Below are 25,877 nucleotides of genomic sequence, written 5' to 3'. Positions count from 1 at the left end.
GAACTCACATCACAGGGATTATAAAGTGCAGCGATACTTGCAAATAACGTCATTATCTTTTCGTCTTCATTTGCTACTTGGCCTGAGTTTAGTGACATCGGGGGCGATGGCCGCCGATAACTTGTTAACGCTTTCAGTGAACGGGGTCGACGAAGCCCTAAAGCGTAATATTCTCGCCCACTTAGGTGCTATGCCCGACTCCGAAGTGCAGCGCCGAGCCTTCTTATTTAACGTGGAAGACAATGTCTCCACCGCCCTCGAGTCCATGGGCTATTACCATGGCGAAGTGGAAGAACAGTTAGTCGAAAAAGAAAAAGGCCCGTGGGAATTAAAGCTCACGGTCAAAGCGGGTGAACCGGTAAAGATCCAATGGGTTGATATTAGTTTCTCTGGTGAGATGCTCGACGATCGCGCCTTCGATAAGTGGCTTGCGGAGGTCAATATCAAGCCTGGGGATACGCTCAACCATGGGGTGTATTCCGATGTGAAATCCCAACTGGTGACGCTTGCCCTAGCGAGGGGGTATTTCGATGGCGAATTCACCGAGTCGCAAATCAAAATCAACCGCGATTTAAACACGGCGCAAATTAGCCTGCATTTTAACTCAGGCGCACGTTACCATTTTGGACAAGTGAGCTTTGAAGGCCATACCTTAGAGCCGGATATTCTCACTAAGCTTATCCCCTTCAAGGAAGATGCCGCCTATTCGACCCGTCGGGTCAGCGCTCTAAATCGCCAATTGTTGGATACGGGCTATTTCGCCAATATCAAGGTCATACCGCAGATCGATCAGGCAAAGGATAACCAGTTGCCCGTCAAGGTGGAGCTCACCAATAAGGCCAGCCACTCGATTGAATTAGGTCTCGGTGGCGACATAGGCCAAAGCGCAGATAAAACCTTCGATCCGCGAGTACGGGTCACTTGGCGTACGCCACAAATCAATAAATACGGTCACTCCCAAGAAACCAGTTTGGAGTGGTCGCCTGACAGGCCTAAGTTTTTAACCACTTATACGATTCCGCTGACTCATCCCTTAGACGATCAATTGAAAATTCGCCTAGGCTTGCTGCGGGATAAATACGGGGTAACCCAGATTTACGAGCCCGAGAATCGCGATTTTCGTAACACAGGCCAATTGGAGTCAACTAAGTATTTGCTCGGGCTACTCAGGCAGCAACGCTTAGATAATCAATGGCTGATGACCTATTCCCTCGATGCAATTCGCGAGGAATATACTCAGTCCGATACCGATTACAGCCCCAGTTTTTATCTGGCGGGGATTAACTTTTCTAAAACGACCCGTGGGGATAACTCACTCGATCCTAAGTCTGGTTTCAGGCAAATGTATAGCCTAGATTATGCCGATCCTTATCTTGGCTCCGAGACACGCCTTGCCCGCTTACAGGCCAAGTTTAAGTGGATTGACACCTTTTTTGATAACCACAGAATCGTGGCGCGTATGGATCTCGCCGCCAACTTAGCCAATGAAAATGAGCTGGCCTTTATCCCACCATCACTGCGCTATTTTGCCGGTGGCGACCAAACCATACGTGGTTATGGCTATCAAGAACTTGGGCCTTATCTCGATTACATCGATGCCGATGGCAAAGTCAATCGTGAAGTTATCGGTGGTCGCTATCTCATGGTCGGCAGTTTGGAATATCAATATTACGTCACCCCGACTTGGCGTGTTGCCACCTTTGTGGATGCGGGTAACGCCTTTGATAACAATCAGTTTGAACCCGTAGTCTCAGTGGGTGGTGGTATCCATTGGATCTCCCCCATTGGCCCAATTAAGTTAGATTTAGGGGTTGGTTTGAAAGAGACAGACACCATTGACCGTTCATGGCGCATTCACTTAACCATGGGGACAGAGCTATGAGCAAGCCCCCTATTCATGAGTCTAATGCACTGGCTCAACAAGAGAATCAAACGCCTGAGCAATTGTCTTTGGAACAAAATCCAACGTGTGTGCAGCCCAAAACACTTAAGCTGCGCATTTGGCAAATATTTAAACTCTGCACGCGGATTATTGTTTACGTTCCCTTAAGTCTTTTGGTATTAACCGCATTACTGCTCGGGACTGAAATTGGCTCGCGGATAAGTGTGGGTTTAGCCGATAAGTTTGTGCCCGATCTGGCGCTCACCTACACCTCGGGCTCCTTAAATAAAGATCTCACCTTAGCCCACGCCAGTTGGTCTATGGATGGGATTAAGGTCGAGCTCAAGGATTTACATTTGGCATGGCAACCCACTTGTCTGCTACAAAAGCAGCTGTGCGTGAATGCCTTAACGGCGAGCCAAATCGATGTCAATATCGATACTGAGGCCTTAAGCTCAGGTTCCACTGAAGCCGACGTTACCCCCGAAAATGATCAGCCGAGTGAACTGGTTCTGCCCTTTGGCATAAAGCTCGACAGCGCCGAACTGAACAACATCAATATTGCGGTCGATAAGATGCGCTTTTCGGCAAATCATATCCAGACCGCTGCCACTTGGTTTGCCGAAGGACTGACGGTCGAGCAGCTTAGCAGTGAAGGCTTGGCTGTGTTAATTCCAACCGACGACAGCCCAGCGCCAGACACAGATCCTCAAGGCGCAGGCACTCAAGCTACAGGTACTCAAGCCACTGACACTCAAATCACAGGCACACAAGTTACTGACACCAAGGCAGCCGAGACAGCTGCAACTGCTGCGGCTGAAACTACGACCGCAGCGGCGAGCACTCAGTCTGAGACCGAAAAATCAGCAACCACAGCGGCGACAGCAAGTGCTAAAGCTTCAGCGGACAAGCCAATTGTCGAAAAGAAACCTTCTACGGAAACTGCCGCAAATCCTCAAGCAGATAAACAAACGGATGAAAACGCCGATAAGCAAGCATCTACAGAGGAATGGGCACTTGCCCATTTACCACAGGTTTTTATGCCTTTCCCGGTGGATGTCAAGCACCTCAGTTTAGACAACAGCCGTTTACAGATTGGTCCGCGTGAAGATCTGTTTAGCCATATCGAGCTTCAAGGTCAATTTGCCAAGTATCAGTTAACCCTAGAAAAACTGCTGCTTGCCCATAGTTATGGCGAAGTATCTGTGGTGGGTCAACTCGCCCTCGAACAGGACTATCCGCTCGCACTTGAGGTTCAGGCCAATGTCACTCAGGTTGCCGAGTTACCAGAACTGACCCATCAACAATTAAGCCTAACCCTTAGCCAAAGCGTCGGACAGCTGGGGATCCACGCCCTTGCCAAAGGGGATGTGGATTTTAGTCTCAATGGACAATTGACCCTCAAAGATCCCACGCTGCCCTACAAAGTCAAACTGGAAAAAGTCCGCGCACAGTGGCCGCTGCAACATGCCGAGTATCTTGTGAGCGACCTCAACCTCGACAGCCAAGGCTCCCTCACGCAGCAAGCCGCGACGCTTAATGGAAATGTCATCACACCTTTCCATAAAGTGTTAGCAATTAGCAGTGAGCTTCATCATCAGGATGCAAAGCTCGATATTAAGCAGTTTACTGCGAAGGGCGAACTAGGTTCGGTCGATGTGACTGGTGAGCTAGATTACGCTAAGGCGATCACTTGGAAAGCCAAGGTATTGCTCGATAACCTGAAATTACAGGAAATCACTCTGCCACAAACTGCACAGACTCCAGAATCGACACCCAAAAAAGACTCTAAAGCACCGAGCACAAATACCGATAAGCCAGCGCCGGCAATAACAAATGCTCCCGCTCCTGCGACAACAACTGCAGCTGCAACTACAAATGCAAAAGCAACTACAAGTGCAAGTGCAACGAGCAGCTTGCCAAACAGTTTAATCTCGGGCCAATTGCAGACCACCGGGCGCCTGTTAGATAAACAGTGGCAAGTGGCTCTAACGGACACCCAACTGTCTGGCACAATGCAGGGTTATCCGTTTGATATCACAGCCGATGTCAGCATCAACGATAAACTGTATATCAGCGCAAAAGGTGTCAATGCCAAGGTATTGGGTTCCACCTTAACCTTAGCGGGCGAAACCAATAAAACCTGGAACCTTGAGGGTAAACTGCAAGTCCCCGATTTCGGTTTATGGTTGCCCCAGGCCAGTGGTCAATTGCAGGCCGATATCAATGTCACTGGGGAAGAGAAACATCCACAAGTCGAGTTAACCGCGCAATTGGTCGATCTGGTGCATCAAAATATTAAGCTCAGGGAGTCAACACTCAAGGCTTACTATAAGCCTTTGGATGCCCATGAGTTTGCCCTATCACTCAAGTCAAAGGCGCTGCAACTTGGCTCACAGAGTTTAGATACGGTGACCTTGGGCAGTAAAGGCGATATTCAAAACCAAAAACTGACTCTCAGCGCTACAGGGGATCTTGGGCTCGAGCTTGGCGTCACTAGCCAATACGATATGAAAAAATCCCAACTGCAGGCGCAGGTGAATAAAATCAACTTGGTAACCCCCGTCGGACGTTGGGAGATTGATAAGGATATTCTTGTCGGCTGGGATCAAAATAAGTCCAAAGGTAATATCACCCCTTTCTGTTTGGTCAACCCCAACAGTAAGATTTGCCTCGATAATCAAGTGACCATTGGCAAAACTGGCGAGGCTCAGCTCAGTTATGCGGGCAATCTAGGCAAACTATTAGTGCCTGTATTACCCAACAATATGCAGTGGGATGGCAGTTCTTCACTGTTAGCAAACTTTGCTTGGGCGACGGGACGTAAACCCACGGCCAATGTCGACTTTAATTTTACTCCCGGTAGCATCAAGCTTAAACGGGCCAAAAACCGTGAAGTCACCATTAATTATCAACAGCTTGATTTCAAAGCTAACTTAGATGCTAAACGACTCCTCTCGTCGATTAGCTTTGAATCGGAAGATGTCGCCAGTTGGCAGAGTGAGGTCACGGTCAACGTGACGCCGGACAGAACCTTGTCGGGTTATGCCAATATCAAGCAAATTAACCTGCAACCTTTAGGCGAGTTTTTCCCACAGCTCAATACCCTCGAAGGCTTGCTAACCAGCAGATTAAACTTTGCTGGCACCTTGGATGCGCCAGAGGTGTCGGGCAATGTGTCCTTAACCCAAGGCGCCCTCGCATTGACCGCCAACCCTACGCTTATCAATAAAATCGACATGTCGATGGACTTGGGCGGCCAACAGGCATCCCTCAAAGGCCGCTGGATGATGGGCAATGGTTTGGGGCGTGTTACGGGTGATATGCGCTGGCCTCAGGGCCAATTCAGTGGCGAGCTTGCAATTAAGGGCGACAAATTAGCCGTGATCCAACCGCCACTTGCGCTACTTGATGTCTCGCCCGATCTCACCATCGCCTTTAGCAGTCAACAGCTCGAAGTCAAAGGGGTTGTCGATGTGCCTTCGGGTAATATCAAGATAGTCCAACTCGCTGAAGGCGGTGTTGCCCTGTCGGAAGATGTGGTCTTCGATGACTCAATTGCCGCGGCGCAACCTAAAGCCAGCCCCTATGCCATTGTGGCGGATCTAAACATTAATGTCGGTAACGACTTAAAAGTCGATGGCATGGGCCTTAAAGGTAAACTGCAAGGAACCTTAAAACTGCAGCAACAGGCGTTCCGCCCACCACTGCTATTTGGCGATATTAAAGTCAAACAAGGCAGCTATAAGTTTATGGGACAAACCCTGAAAATCCGTACCGGTGAAGTGCAGTTTGTCGGCCCGACATCCGTGCCTAACTTAAATATCGAAGCTATTCGTGAAATTAAGAGTGAAGATCTGGTCGCGGGTGTCCGTGTCACAGGCACACCTGCCCGCCCGGTGGTAACCCTGTTCTCTAACCCTGCTAAGGAACAAGCGGAGATCCTGTCCTACATTATCAAAGGCAGCGGTTTTAATAGTAGCAATAACGAGCAAAATAATTCGTTGATGATGGGGGCGGCGCTGGGCTTAGGTTCACAAGTCGGCGGCGGTGGCGCCATCAATAACATTGGCAGTACCGCCACGGGGATTATTGAAGAGTTTGGCTTCTCGAACGTACAACTGGACACCAACGATGAGGGCCGCGTGGCGATCAGTGGCTTTATCGGTGATAACCTGATGGTGAAATATGGTGTTGGGGTATTTAACCCAGGGTATGAGATGACGGTCAGATACTACCTGTTATCGCAACTCTATCTGGAAACAGTATCGGGCACCTTAGGCCAATCCCTCGATATCTATTACAACTTCAATATCAAGTGATGCAACCCCGCGTAGCTAGGTTGCGCGGGGATACTTTTACTCTTGCTCGTTAAAAACAGCCACAAAAAAAGCGCCCTAGAGGCGCTTTTTTGCTTCAATCACGCGATTAAGCGTAAACGAAGTCAACGTGCTCGATCATTGGCTTGAACGCGTGACGTTGCATAGCTTGTGCACGAACACCTACTTCTTTGCCATCTAAAACGATAGTCACAACAGAAGTGTAGAAGTCTTCGTTAGTTTGAATGTTGATGATGTCTTTGTGATCAAAAACAATAGAAACTGGCTCTTTGCCTGCGCCGTAGATAACAGCAGGAACTTTACCTGCATGACGTAGGCGGCGGCTCGAACCTTTCCCTATTTCAGTGCGGGTTTGTGCTTGGATAGTGTAAGACATGTGTTTCTCACTTAAATTTAGAGTAAAAACCGTCACCATTTTCGACCAATGGTGACTCATATAAAGCGCGCGCATACTAACACAGTTACTCGGCAGGTACAAGAACAGCCCCACTCTTAAACCTGAATGATACCGAGCGGCTATCGTTATAAATCACAAAGAGTATTTATTGAATTGGAAAACTTGTTTGTAGCCTGTTAAATAGCCGAAGCGGCTTTGATCTGAATCAAAAAACCCGCGATCTTGATCACACTTAAGCCAGTCGATGCCTGCTAAGCTCGGGCAAATTTTGTCACTTTAGTCTTGTCAAACATGCGTCACGAGCTGTATTTATTGCAACAAGAAAATCGTCTTTCATGCCAATTAGCCCGTGAACTCGTCTCACTTATCGAAACTGTGCCCTATCAGCAGACCACGATCGAATTGAAGCTGTTAGAGCTGCTCGCCTGCACTCAACAAAAAAATCGTAGCTTGCTGATGTTGATGCAGCTTTGTGAATCATCCGCCGTTGAAGGCCAGCGACTCAGGCAATTTAAGTTTTCACAGTGCCTCAATCAGCATGTGAACGACTGGCAACAACACCGGGAAATGAACAAGCTTGGACAACTCTTTTTGCCGCTGTTAAAACATTATTTGCAGGATATTCAAGCACTCGAGCTGCAGTTTTATCAGCAGCTCTCAGTGCAAAACGATAAGACTACCAGTGGCGGACTGGGCCACAGTCAACATGCACAAAACCTGACTTAGGGTAATAACCCACTCCTCCTAATTTAAGCGATAACGCCGCATCACGAAGGGTCTTTAGGTTTACACCCGGGATAGCGATGTCCATTGCCATGCCTTGCATGTGATAACTTTTCTTTGCTACCCCACTGCTCTTACCCGCCAACATGGCGTTAGTCTTGGGCGAACGATAACCAGAAATCACATGGATCTCATTCTCCGTATTGAGGGTGCTCTTGAGGGTGTAAAGCAGATCGAATAAGCGTTTATCCATGGGCGCCGCCACATTCTGGCGATGATCCCGCAGCAAATGACTAAAATCATTCAACACTTCGCTCTGGTAATGGCCGTCAATCCAATAACTACCATTGTTATGCTCGCCCGTGTGGCGATTGTAGAGGCTGAGATCGCGAACCCCTTTGGTTGACCGACTTGCAAACGCTTTAGAAGGAATTAAAGAACACAATGCCACACCACTGAGGCCTAACAACAACTGCCTACGGGCAGGACAAAGTAACGTCACATCATCACCTTTTGTTCGTTTTTTGGACACTAAAACCGCAAATTATACTGAATCGCCATTCAGATCAAGCCTTGACTGGCTCACAAGATTTCAGATTTCAAAATCTCTTAAAAGTTCAGGTCGTTATAGAATGTAAAAAATTGATGCAGGCACCGCCTGGGTAAACTCAGCTTCTAAGTGATATATATCATTGCGATATTGAATTTGCCCAGCATCATCAAGCCATGCTGTCCAATAAACCGTGTAGACAGGCATGGTATCTGATAACGCAAACCATTGGGATTGAGTGGTATTAGGCGTTAATTTGTCCCAAAGGCGCGTATCTTTAACTAAGTGAGTTTGAAACCAGCGGGCCAGCTCCTCGACCTTTTCAACCCGAATGCAACCCGATGATAAGGCCCTATCGGTCTTTTTAAAGAGACTTGGCTCAGAAGTTCCGTGCAAATACACGCTAAAACTGTTGTCGAAATGAAATTTATATCGACCTAAGGCGTTTTTCGTCCCGGGGCGTTGCACTAATCGATAGGGAAAATGGCTGGACGCCAACTCTTGCCACTCCTGCGGCGAATGTTCGACTCGCGCGCCGTCATAATCGTAAACATCGAACCCACGGTCCTGTAGGTAATGACCATCTTGGCGTATATGGGGCAAGATATCGCGCCGCACTATGGTACGCGGCACGCGCCACTGTGGATTGAGCACCACGCTGGAGATATGACTACTTAGCAACGGTGTTGGCCGCGATGCTTTGCCCACTATCACTTTTGAATTAAGGATCACCTTCCCCGCTTCGACGAATTGCAACTCAAATGCTGGGATGTTTATCACCAGATAGCTTGCAGGTAAGGTACGAGTAAAAATCTGTTGCCTAAGGGTATTTTTCGCCAACAGCTTTGCCCGAGCATAAGGGGATTGATTAAGCCAATACAAGGTTTGTTTACCTATCACCCCATCCGCCTGTAAGCCATGCTGGGTTTGAAAGTTTTTTATTGCAATAACCAGTTCATCATCATAACGCATGAGGTTGTTATCAGTTGCAGCCTGCTCAGTCCGTGCAACTGTTTCAGCATGAGTTGTTGCGTTTGGTGAAATTCGGTCTGACTCAATGTTTGGATCAATGTCTGACTTAATGACTGGCTTAGATCCTAGCTCAGATACTGGCAAAGCTGCTTTATCGACTACTGACTCGGAAGCCGTACTAGGCATCTCTGCTAGAAAACCTAATAGGAAAAGGCGCTGTGCAATCGACGCAATGAGTGGACTCTCTTGCCCTGGACTGAGCTTATCTTCGAGGATGAGTGTCTCCCACGAAGAAGACTCCGCTAACGCCATCAATTGCTTCAACTTGAGGACCACAGCGCGAAAATACGCATCCTTAGGGATCAGTGCTGCCGATGAGCATGGTGCAGTGCATTCAGCTTGGGCATCAAGATATTGCCAATAGTTATCCAATTGCAGCTGCATTTGGCGAAGCTTCAATTGCTCCTCGTTATTCAGCGCCCTATGCTGCCGCTGGATCAACTGTTGATAATTGGCGCTAAAAACCGGGCTAACATCGGCAAGACTCAAGAGTAAGGTTTGCCCTAGAATTTGCTCAACTGCAGTGTCTGGGTCAGCGACTTCAGCAGAAGGCGGAAGAGCGGCCAGCTCAACCGTTTCTGCTTCAACGCTTAAAGGTGCTGTTACCAGTGGCTCGGCGGCATAGGATTCTATGACTGCAAGCGAAAGTCCCATCAACAATGCGCCGAATAGCCAGCGCTTAGGTGAGCTAAAGCTGCGGTTGGATGTATTAGGATTTAGCGTTAATCGACTCACAGGCATCATACACGTCCCCTGTCACAGCAGATTCTTGACCGTAAAATTACCGCAAGTGCAAACATCGACACTCAATTCACCAGTAATCTGTGTTCACTATAGCTGAAGCCGTTGCCGAAATGCAGGCGAGTAAAGGGATAAAACAAAAATGCCACTGACAGACGTCAGTGGCATTTCAATTATTTGACAACAATTAAGCCCATTAAGCGGGGCGAATTGCTACCCTAAAAACGTGTTACCTAGCAGAAAGAGACCAAGTCTTCTGGCACAAACTGCTCGGGCAGTTTTTGTAAACTTCGCAGCATCAGCGGATTGGCTAGCACCAGCGCCATCTCCTGACGGTTAAATAACGCCAAGGCACTCTGTTGGCACTGCGCTTCATGCACTTTTACGTGCACAATAGCTTCAACCGGTTCAATGGGTGTACCCGCTGCACGCAGTGGCTGCTTATCAACCATAGCTAAATGCAGTTCCATTAACGCTGGATCTTTTAACACTTGCGCTAATGTCCAAGGCTGCTCGATATGCGCCTGATAAGCGGCACGAGCCTCTTGAGCACGAATACAGATAGGCGCTGGATTACGCTCCTCTGGCGTGGCCAAAATGCCAATGCGTTTGAAGAACTCACCAATTTTGATTGACCCCGTCCACGCCGAAATCGGCACGGCTAACCAAAGACCAATCAAGGCGGGGCTCATCCACGCAAGCAATGTTAAGGAGTCCAAAATCGCCGCATAACCTAACATCACGCCCGCCAGCATATGCCAGCGGTGGCGATAGATCAGGGTTAACCAAGGCATGCTGCCATCGTCACGACGCTGTGGAGACCAACCACTGTCACGTCCCATCAGAATCGACATCACCGCACCGCAGTGGATGAACATCATGATAGGTGCGATTAGTGCAGAGAGGATCACCTCAAATATCACGCTTAAAATCGCTTTGATGCGACCACCGACACTGCGGGCAAAATTGCCATCTTTTAGCAGCAATAATACGCCGAAAATCTTAGGTCCAAACAACACGCCCATGGTGATATAGAACAATCTTAATGCCCTATCCGAGTCCATGATTGGCCATGTCGGGAACAGCGAGAATTGGTCGGTAAAATACTCAGGACGAATAAAGTGTGCCTGCAAGGCGAGCATCAAACCGGTCAAAATCAATAACAACCAGAATGGCGATGACAGATACGCCATAATGCCCGTCATTAAGTGCAAACGGCTGACCCAGTGCAAGCCTTTGGTTGGCAGAATACGGGAATGCTGCAAGTTACCTTGACACCAACGGCGATCGCGCACGGCTAAATCGACAATAGATGGCGGACATTCTTCATAAGAGCCTGGTAAGTCGTAGGCAATGACCACACTCCAGCCCGCACGGCGAATCAGCGCCGCTTCGACGAAGTCATGGCTTAGGATATGACCACCAAATGGCGGTTTACCCTTAAGGTTTGGCAGACCTGCTGCGCCCATAAAGGCTTCGGTACGAATAATGGCGTTATGACCCCAGAAGTTACCTTCTTTTTGTACCCACCAACCGAGCCCAGTACCAATCACAGGACCATAAATACGTGCCGCAAACTGCTGCAGACGCGCCATTAAGGTGGTGCCATTAATGAGCGATGGAATCGTCTGGATAAGTCCGGCGTCAGGATCGGCCTGCATACGTTGTGCTAAGCCAGTGATGGTCGATGACTCCATCAAACTGTCAGCGTCGAGCACCAATAAGTGATCGTAACGAGAGCCCCAACGGCGGCAGAAATCCGCCACGTTACCCGCTTTACGCGCCACGTTCTTACGACGGCGGCGGTAATACACGCGAGAATGTTTATGGGTTTCTTGGCGCAGCACTAAAAACGCCTGTTCTTCTAACAGGGCGATTTCAGGATCTGTGGTATCACTTAAGATAAACCAATCGAACGCATGGCCATGCCCCGTTTGGGATAAGGCTTCCGCCATCACAGATACCGCGGAGAACACCCGATCAGGCGACTCGTTATAGGTTGGCATCAAAATCGCGGTGCGGGTATGTAGCTCAGTCTGCTCAAGCTCGTTTGCCTTGGGCTTTTTCAGCAACATGAAGAAGCCTGCGATACCACTACAAAATGCCAAGGCAATCCAGCAGAAGTTAATCGCAAACAGCACCAACATCAGATATTCGAGGGGAGTGATCCCTCCGATACTGAATACGGCGCCCATTTCGTAGATAGCAAAAGCAGACAGCGCCAGAGCTCCGCCCACGACAAAGAATCGACGGGATACCTTCGAGCGCACGCCGTTAGCAACTGTGCTACGACGCGGAAATCCTTCAGGCATTTGGCTTAAGCTTTGGGGTTCCATTGCGCCTGGCCTTTCATTAGGCATGGCGCTACCACCCACGAGCACTTCAGTCTCAAGAACCGAATTCTCGGATACAGTCATATTATGTTGCTCCGTCATGGACCTTAAAGCGTCCAGCGATAGAGCCAGGTTTCAACCTGACGCGGTGTTGAGAACTTGAGTTCGGCACGTAATTCGATAAGTTCCTTATCTTCTGGCTCCAACTCAAACGCGAGGCGATAACCATTGTTAGCCGCGTTACGCGCAATAACCACATTTGAAATCACCCCACCGGAAGACTCAACCTTCGCGAGCGGTAATTCATCGGGCATGGCGCCGTTAAGATGATAATCCACGACAAACAAACGTCTTGGGGTCGCTTTTGCGATGTCGGCACGACCACTGGCAGTACGACTCACCACGACAGAATTGGTTTTCGCCACTGGCTCCTCGCCCCAGCTCATACGGTAAGCAAAATGATATTCGCTGCCCGCAGGAATAGGCTGACGCGGCTTCCAGAAGCTCACGATATTATCATGAATTTCTGATTCTGTTGGAATTTCTGTCAGAACGACCGCACCTTGTCCCCAGTTACCCACAGGTTCAATCCACAAACTTGGACGACGCTCGTAGTGGGCTTCGAGATCTTGATAAGAGGCATAATTGCGTTCACGTTGAATTAACCCAAAACCCTGTGGCGAGTTGTCAGAAAACGCACTTACCTGTAATTGGCGTGGGTTAGCCAGTGGGCGCCATAGGTGCTCACCGCGGCCGTTAAACATTAACAAACCGTCTGAATCGTGGACTTCGGGTCTAAAGTCGTCAGTATCGTGGCGGCCATTGAGTGAATGTAAGAACATGCTAGTGCTTGGCGCTAGACCCACTTTGCTGAGTTCGACGCGAGGGAATAAGGTCGCTTCAACGTCGATTTGGGTGTTGTCACCTGGGCGCACCGAGAAACGGTACGCACCTGCCACACTTGGGCTATCGAGCAGTGCATGAACCACGATCAGGTTGCTGTCGTAGGAAGGACGTTCAACCCAAAATGCGCGGAAAATCGGGAACTCTTCCCCTTCAGGGTCTGCGGTTTTCAAAGCTAAACCACGGGCAGATAAACCATAGGAGTTACCTTTACCTAAGGCACGGAAATAACTCGCACCTTGGAACACCATCAGCTCGTCATAAACGCCGTTGGTGTTTAACTGGTTATGAATGCGAAAGCCTGAGTAACCAATGTCATCATTTGGCAACGCTTGAGTGATAACCTCACCCGCAGTGAAATACTTAGGCTCGTAGGCTAAGTGAGTCGCTTGGTTAGCTTCGACAATGGCAATTTCGATTAAATCTTGGAAATAGAAGCCACGGTGAAACATTTGCATTTGGAAGGGTAAACCTTGATCGCGCCAAATCGACGAAATCGGGTTAAAGCGAATGTCACGGTATTCATCGTAGGTTAACTTAGCGAGGCCTGCTGGCAGCGGATCCTTTAGTACCACATAGGGTTTAGCAGCCAACTTGCGAGCTAACTTCACGACTGAGTCGCCATCGAAGGTGCCCGTTTTAGTAAATCTCACTTGATTTTTGTTCGCCGGCTGAGCCGTCGCCTTAGGTGGACTCACCACAGGTGTGGCGGGTTTGTTTTCAGCAGGCTTTGTCTCTTCAGCAAATGCCGAGCTCGACAGCGCAAATGCTGCGCTAAGCGCCAGTGAGCAAATGAGTGAAGAAGAAGGTTTAAACGATTGGCAACGCAACAAGCTAACCATAGGATAGGTAACCTAAAAATAAACTAAGAAATCAACGTTTTTTGTGTGCACAGTGAAATTTTTTTACCGCTGTTTGAACGAAAAAAAACACAGGCTGTTACATATCGCGAAAGATATCAGAAGGAGTAAAAAACTCATAAATAAAGATGCAGTTAACTCCTTTTGCACGATACTATTTAGCAATATACTTATACCAATAAAGAATATCAAATTCGAATTAACATACCAATTTGATCTTTAAAAGTTACAAGTGCTAATAAAGTGCTGCCAAGTTCGCATAATAGAAACAAAATCAATCTGTTTTGCAAATTTGCTGTATCACTCATCTTAGCGATTTGCCCTAACTACAAATCTTAGATGATGCCTGCCAATACGCGAGCCAGCGGGCATAAAATAATTATGTTAAGGCTGCGAATCGCGTTGAAATACCATTTGAAATGTGGGTTACAGGGGGAGCGCAAGCGTGACCACTAAACCGCCATTTTCACGGGGCGTGATCGTCAATTCTCCTTGGTGTAAATCAATGATGTGGTGGCAGATGGACAGCCCCAATCCCGCGCCTATTCCTTCGTTTTCATTGACGCGGTAAAAACGCTCCGTCGCACTGGCGATTTGCTCCAGAGTCATGCCCTGCCCGCGGTCGGCGATCTTTATCTCGACGTGGGTGTGGGTGACTGCGGCACTGATACTAATCTCAGTTTCGACAGGACTGTATTTACAGGCATTTTCGATGACGTTTTTTAGCACGATCAGCAGGTAAAACCGATCGCAGTTGAGCGTTAATGCGGCGTCGACCTCGATTTGCCATTCATAGTCGGTGATCAGTGGCATTAGCTGATTCAGCGCATCTTCCACCATTGGCAGTAACAGATGAGGCTGCACATTGAGTTCGGCAATCGAATCGACCCGCGCAAGCAACAAAAGTTGCTCAACGGTGTGACTCATATGCTTCACACCGGCATCGATAGCGGCAAGGTGAATGCGCTCCGCATCACCCTCGCCCACTAAACCTTCTAACCCCTGTTGGTGTAATTTAATCACGGATAAGGGGGTTTTTAACTCATGGGCCGCATCGGCACTAAAGCGACGCTCCCTCGCAATAAAGTGCGCAATGCTGCTGATATATTGGTTTAGCGCGCGGCGCACGGGCACGAGTTCCTTAGGCAGTGACATAGTGAGCGGCGTGAGATCGTTAGGCGAGCGTGCCATTAACTCGCGCTCGAAGGACTTCAACGGACGGAATAAGATGTAAAACAGCAAGCTGACGATAAGTAAGGTCAAGGGCACAACGATCAGCGGCACGATTACGGCATTGTGCATAATTTGCGAGACCAGCTCTTGGCGCACTTCATCTTGCTGGGCTGTGATGATCCAGACTTTGTGTTTAACCGAAAAAAAGCTGAACACATGCCACAGCTCCCCTTCGAACACTTTTTTGCTATAGCCTTGAACAAACTTAGTTATGGGTTGTCGGCCGATATTGTCTGAAAACACCAGCGCTTGCCCCGCCTCGCTCCAGATCTGAAATGCGAGTTTGTGCTCATAGGCCAGCTTTAGCGCATCGGCCTTTTGTGCAAAGGTACTGATCTGGCTATCGGGGACATGGAGAATTTGCGGCAGCTCTTGTGGCGTTTTAAATTCCGCCTCATCGTGATAAAAAAGCTCAAGCATTTTCGCGCTTTGCAGCATTTGCGCATCAAATAACTCTTCGATTTGATGCTTAGAATCCCGGGTGCTGAACCAGCTTGAAATGCCCACGGAAACCGAAATCCCCGAGAGCATCAGCAAGGTTAATAACAAACGTAATGAGTACACATCCAGCACCTTGAGTCGATTCACCCCGTAGTCCCCGTCGTTTATGGTGAGAGTAAACATGCCTAAAAGGCTGTTACTAAATACCGATAAACGCCGGGTTTGTCACTTAAATCCTGACTCTCGCGTTAATTTTCAGGTTAATTGACTTCGGTTAGGGTATAGCCAATGCCGCGTACGGTCTTAATCAAGTCATTGGCTAACTTTTTACGCAAATGGTGGATATGGACCTCAATCGAGTTGCTGCCAACCTCATCCCAGCCATAGGTTAACTGCTCTAGCTGATTACGGGTTAACACTCGGCCAGCGGATTGCGCCAGTTCGAGTAACAGCTGAAACTCCCGACGTGATAACGGCACATTTTGATCGCGAAAACTCACCTCACGGGTGTTGAGGTCAATACTTAATGCACCGATATTCAAGCTGTTATTATCCAGGCCATATTGCCGGCGAACGATCGCCCGAATACGCGCGGCTAACTCACGCACATCGAAGGGTTTACCTAAATAATCGTCGGCGCCGATATCGAGGCACTCAAGTTTGGTATCAAAATCCGTGTTGGCCGTGAGCACAATGGTCGGAATCGACACGCCCTCTGCCCGCCACGCTTTGAGTAGCTCCTTACCATTGCCGTCGGGTAAGCCTAAATCGAGCACTATGGCGCTAAAGGTTTCATTCTTAATGCCCACTAATGCTTGCTGATAACTACTTAGGTGATCGACCTGCATCCCCATTTTGGCAAGGCTCAAGCAGATCCCTTGGGCTAATAACTCGTTGTCTTCCACTAACATGATACGCATTGATAATGCCCTATCGAAAAATACTAGATTGCACCGATTGCTCGGCTAAAAAGGCTTCGGCCTGCTCACCCTGTAACATGGCCATGGTAGCCAACATGCCTGCGGTGACGCAGTTTGGCCCAAGAACCGTCACCGAACGCGGCGCCCCACTTACCGGATAGCCAGTGCGCGGATCGACAATATGCCCATAACGCTTGCCATCAACTTCAATAAATCGCCGTGTATCGCCACTAGTAGCTAAAGCGCCCTGGGTTATTGCCAGCACTTTCGCGGCATGGTCGAGCTGATGCGGATCTTCAATCCCCACCTGCCAAGGCACGGCATTTGCCACTGGACAAGCGATATCACCGCCAAAATTGACCAATACCGAAATCCCCGCATAGGACTCGGCAAGCTCATAGGCGACCCTATCGACCGCATATTCTTTGGCGATACCGCCAAAATCGAGCTGCATGCCTTTGGGCATCAACAACTCATGGGAATTAAATTCGATGCGCTCAAAGCCGACCAAGGCTCGCGCGGCTTCGATATCCGCCTTTGCGGGCATCTTGGCATCGGCCGTAAAACGCCATACTTGCATTAGAGGGCAAGCAGATACATCAAATAGCCCTTCACTTAACTCAAAGCATTGCTTGGCAAAAGCTAGCAACTGCCAGGTTTCCTCATCAATGCCGACGCGCTCACCCTGGGCGTGATTAAGCCGCCACAGAGAATTGCCCTCAATAAAACGGCTGTATTTTTGCTCGATTCTTTGCGCCTCACGGGCTGCCATATCGAGCATATCGTAGGCAATGCTTTCGTCGTGGCTTGCGATCAATAACTCACAGGGGCTCGCCATGGCCCTAAATTCACCTAAATAACCCCAATCTCGGCGTTGGAGTCGATAAGGCGCATTAGGGGAAACTGCTGGCATCTTAAAATCCTTATGCTATGGCTTAGCCAAAACTCAATATGGGCAGCAAGGCTACCCATATTGTTTGCGCTGATAGTTTGTACTAAGTAGCACAGTTTACCTTTAAAATGAATAACTAAACTGCGCCGTTATTGCCTTTTGGGTCGGGAATAAGTCGTAGTTTTGCAGCTCTCCTGGAATTGTTGTGCCGTTGTTTTTCGGATCCTGTTGGTAATATTCCAAGCGATAAGTCATCTCATGACCACCAGAGAGACGGTGACCAAACTTGACCCCAATCGTATAGGCACTCATGTCACCAATCCGGTAGTCTGCACTGGCAAATTCGGGTAACGGCGTATCGGCAAGCAGGAACGGTTGATAGAAATTCACCGCCGACTGTTGGTAATAGCGTAAATGCAATTGCCCGTAGAAACTGCCGCTAAAGTAATAGCGATAGTGGGTTTCTAAGGTGTGCGAAGTTAAATCCCAATCATCCGTGTTATAGCGGTAAGAGAAATCCACAACGCCGGAATCGAGTGCTCCTTTGGTCATCACATAAAAACTGTGTTTCAGGCGCGAATCGGGGCGATTCTCGTAGACTATGTCCTCGGTCGTGCCGTTATTGTCCACCACGCTCAACACTTTATAGGGATCGGTTAGGTAGCCGCTGACGCTGGATAATCCATAGTTCGCCTGTAATAACCACCGTTGATTCAGTACTTGGGTGATCCCTAGCATCAAATCGACGGTTTGTTTATCGTCACTACCCGTTTGGCGAGTGGCATCGAATGCAGTGCGATAAGCTTCATCACTGGTAAAATTGTCGCGAATAGCCATAGAGGATAATGCCACGGGTCTGCCACCGACGGGGTCAACCACATCGAAGCTGTAGGCCGTGCCCAAAAACAGCGTGGTATTGTCCTTGTTAAAACCACGTTCTACCCCTGCATTAATACCCATCGACATATAGTCAAATTCTTTTGAGCCATACACGCCGCCATTGACTTTCCAATCGGAATTGAGCGCCTGTGACCAATTGGCACTGCCCTGCACTCGGGTATCGTGGAAGGTATCATCGAGCGGAGTCTCACCGGCCGCCACTTTATATTGGCCATTACCGGAAGGACGGGTGAAGGTTTGGCTGTCGCTTTGGGCGACCGCACCGGAGGCCGAGGCACCCGTTAAGCTGTCGACCACCAGCTTTAAATCCAGCACACTGTCGTCGCCAAAGTTTTTCTGCGCCGTACCTATGGCTTCAACCGCCTGGACCCTGTCTTGCTCGCCGTAGTACATCAGCGCGGCATCGACTTTCCAATCATCGGCATTTTTTGCCAGCTCAGTGGCATGGCCGCTTGAGACAAACAAGCCACAACTGGCCAAGGCTAAGGCGCTGGCAATATGTTTAGTCTGGGGTTTTACCTGTGCTGTGACTTGCAGCGATTGTGGGGCGATTGAGTCTAACTTATTGTTATTATTTGTCATGGCAGACAACACCTTTATGTCATTAACGCGTCTTTAGACTAAAAACCTATTTTAGGTTAAACCTCAGTAGGCTAAACCTCAGGTACCACTTGTTGAATGTACAAGGCTTAGTTACAACCGCAGCCGCCGCCCGCAAACGCGCGACCACCGCTACTGCCTTCCTTACTGAAGTAGATATGATCGTCTAACGCCTGATCTAACTTTTCACTGTCAAGGGCCATATCCGCCCGCGCGAGTTGCCCTTTCTCCCAAGGCTGCACCCCAAGGCTCGAACACCCACTCACCCCTAACATCACTAACGACATGGTAACTAACGCGATGTTACGCATAACTTACTCCTTCAACAGATTCACGAGTTCTTGTTCATAATCGGCGGCATTATCTTGGTAAAAGCCCACATGGCTTTTGACTAGATCGCCTTGGCGATTGAACATAAAGCTGCTGGGCATGCCCAGTAAATCAAAGCTTCGTGCCACATCACCCTCAGGGTTAAAACGCACAGTAAAGGTCGCAGGAACCTGCTTTAAAAATTCATCGGCGAGCGCCTTATCGGTATCGAGGTTAATCGCCACCACGGCTAAACCTTGCTCGCGATACTTTTGTGCCATCGCATTCATCCAAGGGAAAGACTTACGGCACGGACCACACCAAGACGCCCAAAAATCGACATAGACCACTTTGCCCTTAAACTCAGTCAAGGAAACACTTTGGTTATTTGCATCAAACACCTGATGCTCCAGCGACGGTGCAGCCTGGGCTCCATGACTTAACAAACTGAGTAACAACAAGAGTTTTTTCATACTAGGTCCATCCATCACAATTGCGTTTGAATTTATTAACTGAATCTTAAGGTTTGCTTAAACTGTAGAAGAATAAATTTAAGCTCGCGTTGGCGGTTATTGTTTGCCGTATCAATTGATTACAAAGTGAGCTACAACAGAAAAAAGGTTAAAAGTGCGACATTTTGTCCCATTTGCAAAATCGAAATTAGATCTGCATCATGTTAATTAAATGTCAAAATCAGTTTCATCACATCTCTTGAAAATTCTTGATATGCATCAAGAATTCTGTGTCGCCTAAGGCCTAAACTGGCAGTGTCAATTATGTAAACCCTTACCAATTTACATTCAAATAACAAAAAGGTTGACCCATGGACACACATGCAGCCCTCTATGAACAGGGAAAGGCGCGCTTAGACGCACTGCGCCAACTCGCTCCCCGTCAACAGCAAACATTAATCGAAAAATTACAACAACACGGCATCACCCGTCGTGACTTTATGAAGTGGAGCGCCATGGTGACGGGCATGCTCGCCCTACCACTGCCCTTTAGTAACTTAGTTGCCGAAGCCGCCGAACTCGCCGACCGTGTACCCTTAATCTGGTTACACATGGCCGAATGTACTGGCTGCTCTGAATCCTTAGTCCGCGCCGATACACCTAATTTAGATTCGCTGATCTTCGATCATATCTCGTTGGAATATCACGAAACCTTAATGGCCGCTGCCGGCTGGCAAGCAGAGGAAAACCTCGAGCACGCCCTGGAAACCTACAAGGGCCGTTATCTACTCGCCGTTGAAGGTGCCGTACCGACCGCTAATAACGGCAGCTTCTTAACCGTGGGCTGTAAAGGTCATACCGGCTTAGAAATTATCAAGCATGCCGCCGAAGGCGCCGCGGCGATTATTTCTGTGGGCACCTGCGCTTCCTTTGGTGGCGTGCAAGCCGCCTACCCTAACCCCACAGGGGCGAAAGGGGTACACGAAGTCGTGAGCAAGCCTGTGATCAACTTAGGTGGCTGCCCACCGAGTGAGAAAAACATCGTCGGCACCCTGATGTATTTCATCATGTTCGGCAAATTACCCGCACTGGATATGTTTAATCGTCCTAAATGGGCTTATGGCGCACGGGTGCACGATAACTGTGAACGCCGCGGCCGTTTCGATGCCGGTGAGTTCGTTGAAGAGTTTGGCGATCACGGTGCGAAGGAAGGTTACTGCCTCTACAAAGTGGGCTGTAAAGGACCTTATACCTATAACAACTGCCCCACAGAGCGCTTTAACCACCATACCAGCTGGCCAGTGTTAGCGGGCCACGGTTGTATGGGCTGCTCAGAACCTAACTTCTGGGATGATATGGCCGACTTTGAAAAACCCCTTGGCCGTCAACTACTCCATGGATTGGATGCTACCGCAGACACAGTCGGTGCGGTGATTTTAGGCGCAACCGTCGTCGGCATTGGAGCCCACGCCGTTGCCAGTATTTTTGCCAAGCCGCTGGAGGAATAAGCCATGAGCAAGCGCGTTGTTATCGACCCTATCACCCGTATTGAGGGTCATTTACGTATCGAAGTCGAAGTTGATGAGAATAATGTCATCAACAAAGCATGGTCATCCTCTACCCTGTGGCGTGGTATTGAAGTCATCCTCAAGGGCCGCACGCCAATGGACGTGGGGCTGATCGTGCAGCGGATCTGCGGTGTTTGTACCTATTCCCACTATCGCTGTGGTACCGAAGCGGTGGAAAATGCCCTAGGCATTCAAATCCCGTTAAACGCGAAATACCTGCGCTCCTTGATGCAAACCTCGCTCTATATGCATGACCATATAGTGCACTTCTATCATCTACACGGTTTAGACTGGGTGGATGTCGTGTCAGCATTGAGCGCCGATCCCGCCAAGGCTGCACAGGTTGCCCTTAAATATGCCGACAAGCCGATTGCCGCGGGCGAAGGCGAATTAAGAGCGGTGCAAGAGCGGGTTAAAGGCTTTGTCGAAACCGGCAAACTCGGCCCCTTCGCTAACGCTTACTGGGGCAATGGCACCTATAAATTTACCCCAGAGCAAAACCTGATTGCCCTGTCGCACTACCTCAAAGCCCTTGAAGTACAAAGAGTTGCCGCCGAAATGCTGGCGATTTTCGGGGGTAAACAGCCGCATCCACAATCATTGGTTGTGGGCGGTGTGACCTCAGTTCGCGATATGTTAAGCCCTGCGCGTCTGCAGGAGTGGAAACAAAAACACGCGATAGTGACCGACTTTATTCTGCGTGCCTATCAAGCAGATATCGTCATGGCGGCGGAAGCCTTTGGTGGTGAAGCCAGCGTACTTGGCGGCGTGAACGTTAAAAACTTCATGGCGACCAATGACTTTGTACTCGCCAATGGCGAATACCTGTTCGACCAAGGCGTGATCATGAAGGGCGACCTAGCGGGCGTGAGCGACATCAACCCAGAGCTAATCGCCGAAGACGTCAGCCATGCTTGGTATAGCGCCGATGCGCCGCAGCATCCCTACGATGGCACAACTATCCCCAACTACACCGGCTTTGTTGAGCGCGATACAGTTTACGGCAAACTGCCCACCTTAGATGGCGATGGCAAATACTCTTGGGTGAAATCGCCCCGCTATCAAGGCGAACCCGTCGAAGTGGGTCCATTGTCCTGCCTGCTGGTGAGCTATGCCCGTGGCAACAAAGTGGTCGTCGATGCCGTCAATGCGCTGCTGGCTCGCACGGGTTTGCCGGTTGAAGCCCTGTTCACCACTTTAGGCCGTACCGCGGCGCGGATGCTGCAAACGGTTATCGTGGCGCAGGAAGGTTTGAAAACCTTCGATGCCCTGTTAACCAATATTCAATCCGATGAAACCACCTATGTGAAACCCCATATCGACCCAAGTCGTGAATATGTGGGTCACGCCATGATTGAAGCGCCACGCGGTATGTTAAGCCACTGGATCCGCATCAAAAACGGTGTCATTGAGAACTATCAAGCCGTGGTGCCCACCACTTGGAACGCAGGCCCTGTGGATGCTAATGGCAAGATTGGCCCCTACGAAGCCTCACTCATTGGTTTGAAACTGGAAGATCCCACTAAGCCCCTTGAGGTGATACGTATTATTCACTCATTCGACCCTTGCATGGCGTGTTCAGTACACGTGATGGATTTCAAAGGTCAAGCACTGAGCGAGTTCCGTGTCAGCCCCAATGGTCAATAACAACGAGGGAGGGAACGCAACATGAACCATTCTGAAACCCGCATTCGGACACTGGTTTTTAGTCCCGCGATACGGATTTTCCACTGGCTACGGGCACTGTCGATTTTAGTGCTGGTGATCACCGGATTCTATATCGCTTGGCCGTTTCTTGTGGCGCCCGACAGCACGGATGTATTGGTACAAGGTTGGGTGCGATTTGCCCATCTGATCTGCGGTTTTGTGTTGACCGCAGTCACCTTGGTCCGCTTCTACCTGTATTTTTTCAGTCGAAGCGATATCGAGCGACGCTCATTCCGTGATGTGATGAGCGTTAAGAGCTGGATCACCCAACTGAAATCCTACATTTGGATGGGACACTTGCATAAAGCCGGTGTTTACGGACCGCTGCAATTTGTGACCTACGTAGCAATCTCCTTCGTGGCACTTGTGATATGTATTACTGGACTCGTGCTGTATGCCAACGTCTACCATGAAGGTTTAGGTGGCATGCTTTGGAGCAGCGCAGCTTGGATCACGGCGCAAATGGGTGGACTGGCACAGGTGAGAATTTGGCACCATTACCTCACTTGGGCTTTCGTTATCTTTGTGGTTATCCACGTCTATATGGCGGTTTGGTCAGGGATACGCTTCAAACATAACTCTGTCGACTCAATTGTCTCTGGTTACGACTACCCGAAACCAGACTCACACCACTAGGAGTCCAATGAAGATATTGCTACTGGGTATTGGCAATGTCCTGTACGCCGATGAAGGCATCGGCGTACATTTTGTCAATTACATCGCTGAGAATTATCAGTTCACACACGAGTCCCACCAGCTGGAGATGCTCGATGGCGGCACCTTGGCCCAGGGACTCATTCCGATTATTTGCCAATACGATTATTTGATCGTAGTCGATACCGTCAATGCCAACGGCGTCGAGGCTGGCGAAGTGTATTTCTTTGATTTTGATAAAGCCCCGCAGGAAATCGACTGGCAAGGCAGCGCCCATGAAGTCGAAATGCTGCAAACCCTCAATATGATGGAAATGGTGGGCGACAGACCCAAAACCTTTGTGTTAGGTGTCACCCCTACCGTGTTAGAACCGATGACACTGGGACTAACCACTAAGGTGGCCGCCGCCGTCCCCTTGATGGAACAAACCCTGTTAACCCACTTAGCCTCCCTCGGGTTCACCGCGACACGCATTGCCGAGCATAGTATCGATTCGCTGATCCCCAATTCTTACAAACGTGGCGTCACTACTGGTGAAAATATAGAAGATGAAACACATCAGATTTGAGTTTACCTGCTCGCGTCAGGTGCCTTTGTATGCGCATTTATGTAATCAATACCTAAATTACGATGCGCTCAATATCAGCATCGGCTGCGACAGTCAGCAGGATTTTGGTTCGCACACTTATTTTATTGAGGCCCAAGGCGAACAAACGCAGCTGGAACAATTAGCCGAGGCGATCGCCGCCGACTTTTTAATTTCAGTCTGGCTGATCGACTCAGGCATTCATGCGATTGAGGCGCCGCAGGGACAACGGACATTATTGACCGTCCCATCCACTGAGGGTGCGCTTAACGTGCAATCGGTCGCGGCTTTTTGCCAGCAGTGTTATCCCAGATTTGGTGATAATCAGGCGGCGCAATTTGGTCAGCTCGATTTAGCCTGCACTTGCTGCCACGGTGAAAAGCGCTTAACCAGCGCCCAAAAGGCGTTAACGCTGTCCGATCTCAAGGCGATGGCCGCGCAGCTTATCAGCCAAGGCTCACTCGATTTAGCCTGCGAAGGCGTGCAATTAAGCCTAACGCCCTTTGCCCATACAACAGTGTCCAGACCGCAACTGCTTATTTGTAATCCCAATACCCTCAACGCGCATTTTTGCCTGAAGGATAATCAAGTCCTCGCCCTATCCAGTATCGAAAAACCGCTGATGTGTGTCAGACCAACCCAAGATAATCAAAAGCTGCCCGCACCGCTCTACGATATCTGCTTTGGTTACAGCCGAGTGGTGTTAGTGCTCAGTGAAATCCTGCGGCAAAAAGGTATCGATTGGGTTTATCTTGAGGGTGCGCACCAGAGGCCGGCGCTCGCCTGGGTCGATGGCGCTTGGGCTCAGTTAGGCAGCCACACAACCGAAAGCACAGCGCCGCAAACCATTAAGCAATTCAGTGCGCCGGAGCCTCTGCGAGAAGACATCCACTTTTTAGGCTTTAAGGCCAAATGGCAAGCCAATAAGAAAACCCGTTCACACCAAGGTTTATTGACTGTGCAGGCCATACCAAGTGAGGCCGATACAGCTGAATATGCCGCGAGTGAGGAAGACCATACCATAGCGGATGCAGCCCTGTTTGCAGCGCTGCTTAATGGTAAATTTACGATCCATAAGCAGGCTAAAAATGCGGCGGTGATTTACTTAAGCCATCACCACACTGGCCAAATCGTCACCTGCGACAATAAGGGAGACACCTCACTGTTTTTCGCCCTCCCCGAACTGCCCGACAATGGTTACGAGATTTTCCATTGCCTCGACAGCAGTCCACAAAAAGCCGTTGCGCAAAAATTTAAGAGTTTGTTTCCAGAAGACTACTTAAAGCTGCTGAGCCTAAAACTTAACGGCAGACGCGATAATCTTCAGAGTCTGTGGGCGATTGCTGCAGTATTGATTGGCCTAAATCCACAGGAAGAAACTCAATCGCAAGCTTATTTGAGCGATGCACTGCTTGCCGCCGCCATGCGTTACCATGGTGCGAATGCGCCGCGCATCGATTATCCCCTCACCAAAGGTGAGGCCCACCGCAGCCTGAATTGGTGTAAAACCCTAGGCACGCTGCTGAGTTTTCGCGTTGCTGGGCACAGCGATCCGAGTCAACTGGCCTTTGCAATGCAGGACTCCCTCGCCGACTACCTAGCTAATTGGCTGGAACACATTGACTTAAATATCGGTGTACACAACATTGCGTTAGCGGGCAATGAGTTAGCCAACGAAACCCTCTGCAAGCGTATTAGCCTACGACTCGGGAAAAACTTCCCGCTATTGGTCAATCGCAGTCTGGATTTAGAGGGCGACAACCTGGCCGTAGGCGCGCTCTATGTGAAGCAGCGGCAGTTAAATAACCTTTAACAACACCCGCTCACCGCTAGCCTTACATTCAGATAGCGCTA

19 protein-coding genes are annotated in these 25,877 nt (G+C 49.3%); 8 read left to right on the top strand and 11 right to left on the bottom strand.

What is annotated here, in order from left to right:
* Nucleotides 1-25: 25 nt before the first annotated feature.
* Both CBX96_RS04900 and CBX96_RS04895 read left to right on the top strand, forming a co-directional pair.
* Nucleotides 26-1,882, top strand: coding sequence for an autotransporter assembly complex family protein (locus tag CBX96_RS04900; RefSeq protein ID WP_109285916.1), 1,857 nt, complete (start codon nucleotides 26-28; stop codon nucleotides 1,880-1,882).
* Nucleotides 1,879-6,204, top strand: a complete 4,326-nt coding sequence (locus tag CBX96_RS04895) for a translocation/assembly module TamB domain-containing protein (protein WP_109285915.1) — start codon at nucleotides 1,879-1,881, stop codon at nucleotides 6,202-6,204. The genes CBX96_RS04900 and CBX96_RS04895 overlap by 4 nt, the downstream gene beginning before the upstream one ends.
* A 106-nt stretch (nucleotides 6,205-6,310) precedes the next feature.
* Here the strand turns inward: CBX96_RS04895 and rplY are convergent, their stop codons facing one another.
* Nucleotides 6,311-6,598, bottom strand: coding sequence for a 50S ribosomal protein L25 (gene rplY / locus CBX96_RS04890; RefSeq protein WP_011622605.1), 288 nt, complete (start codon nucleotides 6,596-6,598; stop codon nucleotides 6,311-6,313).
* 312 nt (nucleotides 6,599-6,910) lie between these two features.
* Here rplY and CBX96_RS04885 point away from each other — a divergent pair, with 312 nt between their 5' ends.
* Entirely contained in the window at nucleotides 6,911-7,345 is a 435-nt protein-coding gene (locus tag CBX96_RS04885; RefSeq protein ID WP_011716892.1) for a hypothetical protein, read from the top strand.
* On the opposite strand, the gene CBX96_RS04880 is transcribed toward CBX96_RS04885, so the two are convergent.
* From CBX96_RS04880 to CBX96_RS04835, 10 genes are all read right to left on the bottom strand, one after another.
* Entirely contained in the window at nucleotides 7,296-7,844 is a 549-nt protein-coding gene (locus tag CBX96_RS04880) for a DUF882 domain-containing protein (protein ID WP_011622603.1), read from the bottom strand. The genes CBX96_RS04885 and CBX96_RS04880 overlap by 50 nt on opposite strands.
* Before the next feature lie 123 nt (nucleotides 7,845-7,967).
* Nucleotides 7,968-9,668, bottom strand: a complete 1,701-nt coding sequence (locus CBX96_RS04875) for a murein L,D-transpeptidase (RefSeq protein ID WP_109285914.1) — start codon at nucleotides 9,666-9,668, stop codon at nucleotides 7,968-7,970.
* A 230-nt stretch (nucleotides 9,669-9,898) separates the two neighbouring features.
* A complete protein-coding gene (gene mdoH / locus CBX96_RS04870; protein ID WP_109285913.1) occupies nucleotides 9,899-12,082 on the bottom strand; it encodes a glucans biosynthesis glucosyltransferase MdoH in 2,184 nt (727 codons plus the stop codon).
* Between the two features lie 23 nt (nucleotides 12,083-12,105).
* The gene (locus CBX96_RS04865) at nucleotides 12,106-13,743 is read right to left on the bottom strand and encodes a glucan biosynthesis protein G (protein ID WP_086903679.1); all 1,638 of its coding nucleotides are present in this window, start codon (nucleotides 13,741-13,743) and stop codon (nucleotides 12,106-12,108) included.
* 444 nt (nucleotides 13,744-14,187) lie between these two features.
* Nucleotides 14,188-15,582 (bottom strand): ATP-binding protein, encoded by a 1,395-nt coding sequence (locus tag CBX96_RS04860; RefSeq protein WP_109285912.1) that lies wholly within the window; start codon nucleotides 15,580-15,582, stop codon nucleotides 14,188-14,190.
* A gap of 113 nt (nucleotides 15,583-15,695) precedes the next feature.
* Nucleotides 15,696-16,355: a response regulator transcription factor gene (locus tag CBX96_RS04855; protein WP_011716887.1), complete on the bottom strand. Its 660-nt coding sequence runs from the start codon at nucleotides 16,353-16,355 to the stop codon at nucleotides 15,696-15,698.
* A gap of 10 nt (nucleotides 16,356-16,365) precedes the next feature.
* Entirely contained in the window at nucleotides 16,366-17,268 is a 903-nt protein-coding gene (locus CBX96_RS04850) for an FAD:protein FMN transferase (protein ID WP_109285911.1), read from the bottom strand.
* A 102-nt stretch (nucleotides 17,269-17,370) separates the two neighbouring features.
* Entirely contained in the window at nucleotides 17,371-18,729 is a 1,359-nt protein-coding gene (locus CBX96_RS04845; RefSeq protein ID WP_109285910.1) for a DUF3570 domain-containing protein, read from the bottom strand.
* Nucleotides 18,730-18,836: 107 nt separating this feature from the next.
* Nucleotides 18,837-19,058, bottom strand: a complete 222-nt coding sequence (locus CBX96_RS04840) for a DUF4266 domain-containing protein (protein ID WP_086903676.1) — start codon at nucleotides 19,056-19,058, stop codon at nucleotides 18,837-18,839.
* A gap of 3 nt (nucleotides 19,059-19,061) precedes the next feature.
* The gene (locus CBX96_RS04835) at nucleotides 19,062-19,529 is read right to left on the bottom strand and encodes a TlpA disulfide reductase family protein (RefSeq protein WP_109285909.1); all 468 of its coding nucleotides are present in this window, start codon (nucleotides 19,527-19,529) and stop codon (nucleotides 19,062-19,064) included.
* 350 nt (nucleotides 19,530-19,879) lie between these two features.
* Here CBX96_RS04835 and hyaA point away from each other — a divergent pair, with 350 nt between their 5' ends.
* From hyaA to CBX96_RS04810, 5 genes are read left to right on the top strand one after another with little or no spacing between them, the layout of a single operon-like run.
* On the top strand, nucleotides 19,880-21,016 hold the full coding sequence (gene hyaA / locus CBX96_RS04830; protein ID WP_109285908.1) for a nickel-dependent hydrogenase small subunit: 1,137 nt from the start codon (nucleotides 19,880-19,882) through the stop codon (nucleotides 21,014-21,016).
* A 3-nt stretch (nucleotides 21,017-21,019) separates the two neighbouring features.
* Nucleotides 21,020-22,723 (top strand): nickel-dependent hydrogenase large subunit, encoded by a 1,704-nt coding sequence (gene hyaB / locus CBX96_RS04825; protein WP_109285907.1) that lies wholly within the window; start codon nucleotides 21,020-21,022, stop codon nucleotides 22,721-22,723.
* Between the two features lie 21 nt (nucleotides 22,724-22,744).
* Nucleotides 22,745-23,419 (top strand): Ni/Fe-hydrogenase, b-type cytochrome subunit, encoded by a 675-nt coding sequence (gene cybH / locus CBX96_RS04820; RefSeq protein ID WP_011626297.1) that lies wholly within the window; start codon nucleotides 22,745-22,747, stop codon nucleotides 23,417-23,419.
* 7 nt (nucleotides 23,420-23,426) lie between these two features.
* Complete coding sequence (locus tag CBX96_RS04815) at nucleotides 23,427-24,005, top strand: HyaD/HybD family hydrogenase maturation endopeptidase (RefSeq protein ID WP_011622590.1); 579 nt, start codon at nucleotides 23,427-23,429, stop codon at nucleotides 24,003-24,005.
* Entirely contained in the window at nucleotides 23,986-25,836 is a 1,851-nt protein-coding gene (locus tag CBX96_RS04810) for a NiFe hydrogenase (RefSeq protein WP_109285906.1), read from the top strand. Before CBX96_RS04815 ends, CBX96_RS04810 begins: the two co-directional genes overlap by 20 nt.
* The last annotated feature ends 41 nt before the right edge of the window (nucleotides 25,837-25,877 follow it).

Origin of the sequence: Shewanella sp. BC20, from assembly GCF_003129585.1 — a bacterium.
Classification (GTDB): Bacteria; Pseudomonadota; Gammaproteobacteria; order Enterobacterales; family Shewanellaceae; genus Shewanella; species Shewanella seohaensis.
The sequence above is the reverse complement of the archived record's forward strand: the minus strand, read 5'-3'. Positions and strand labels throughout refer to the sequence as shown.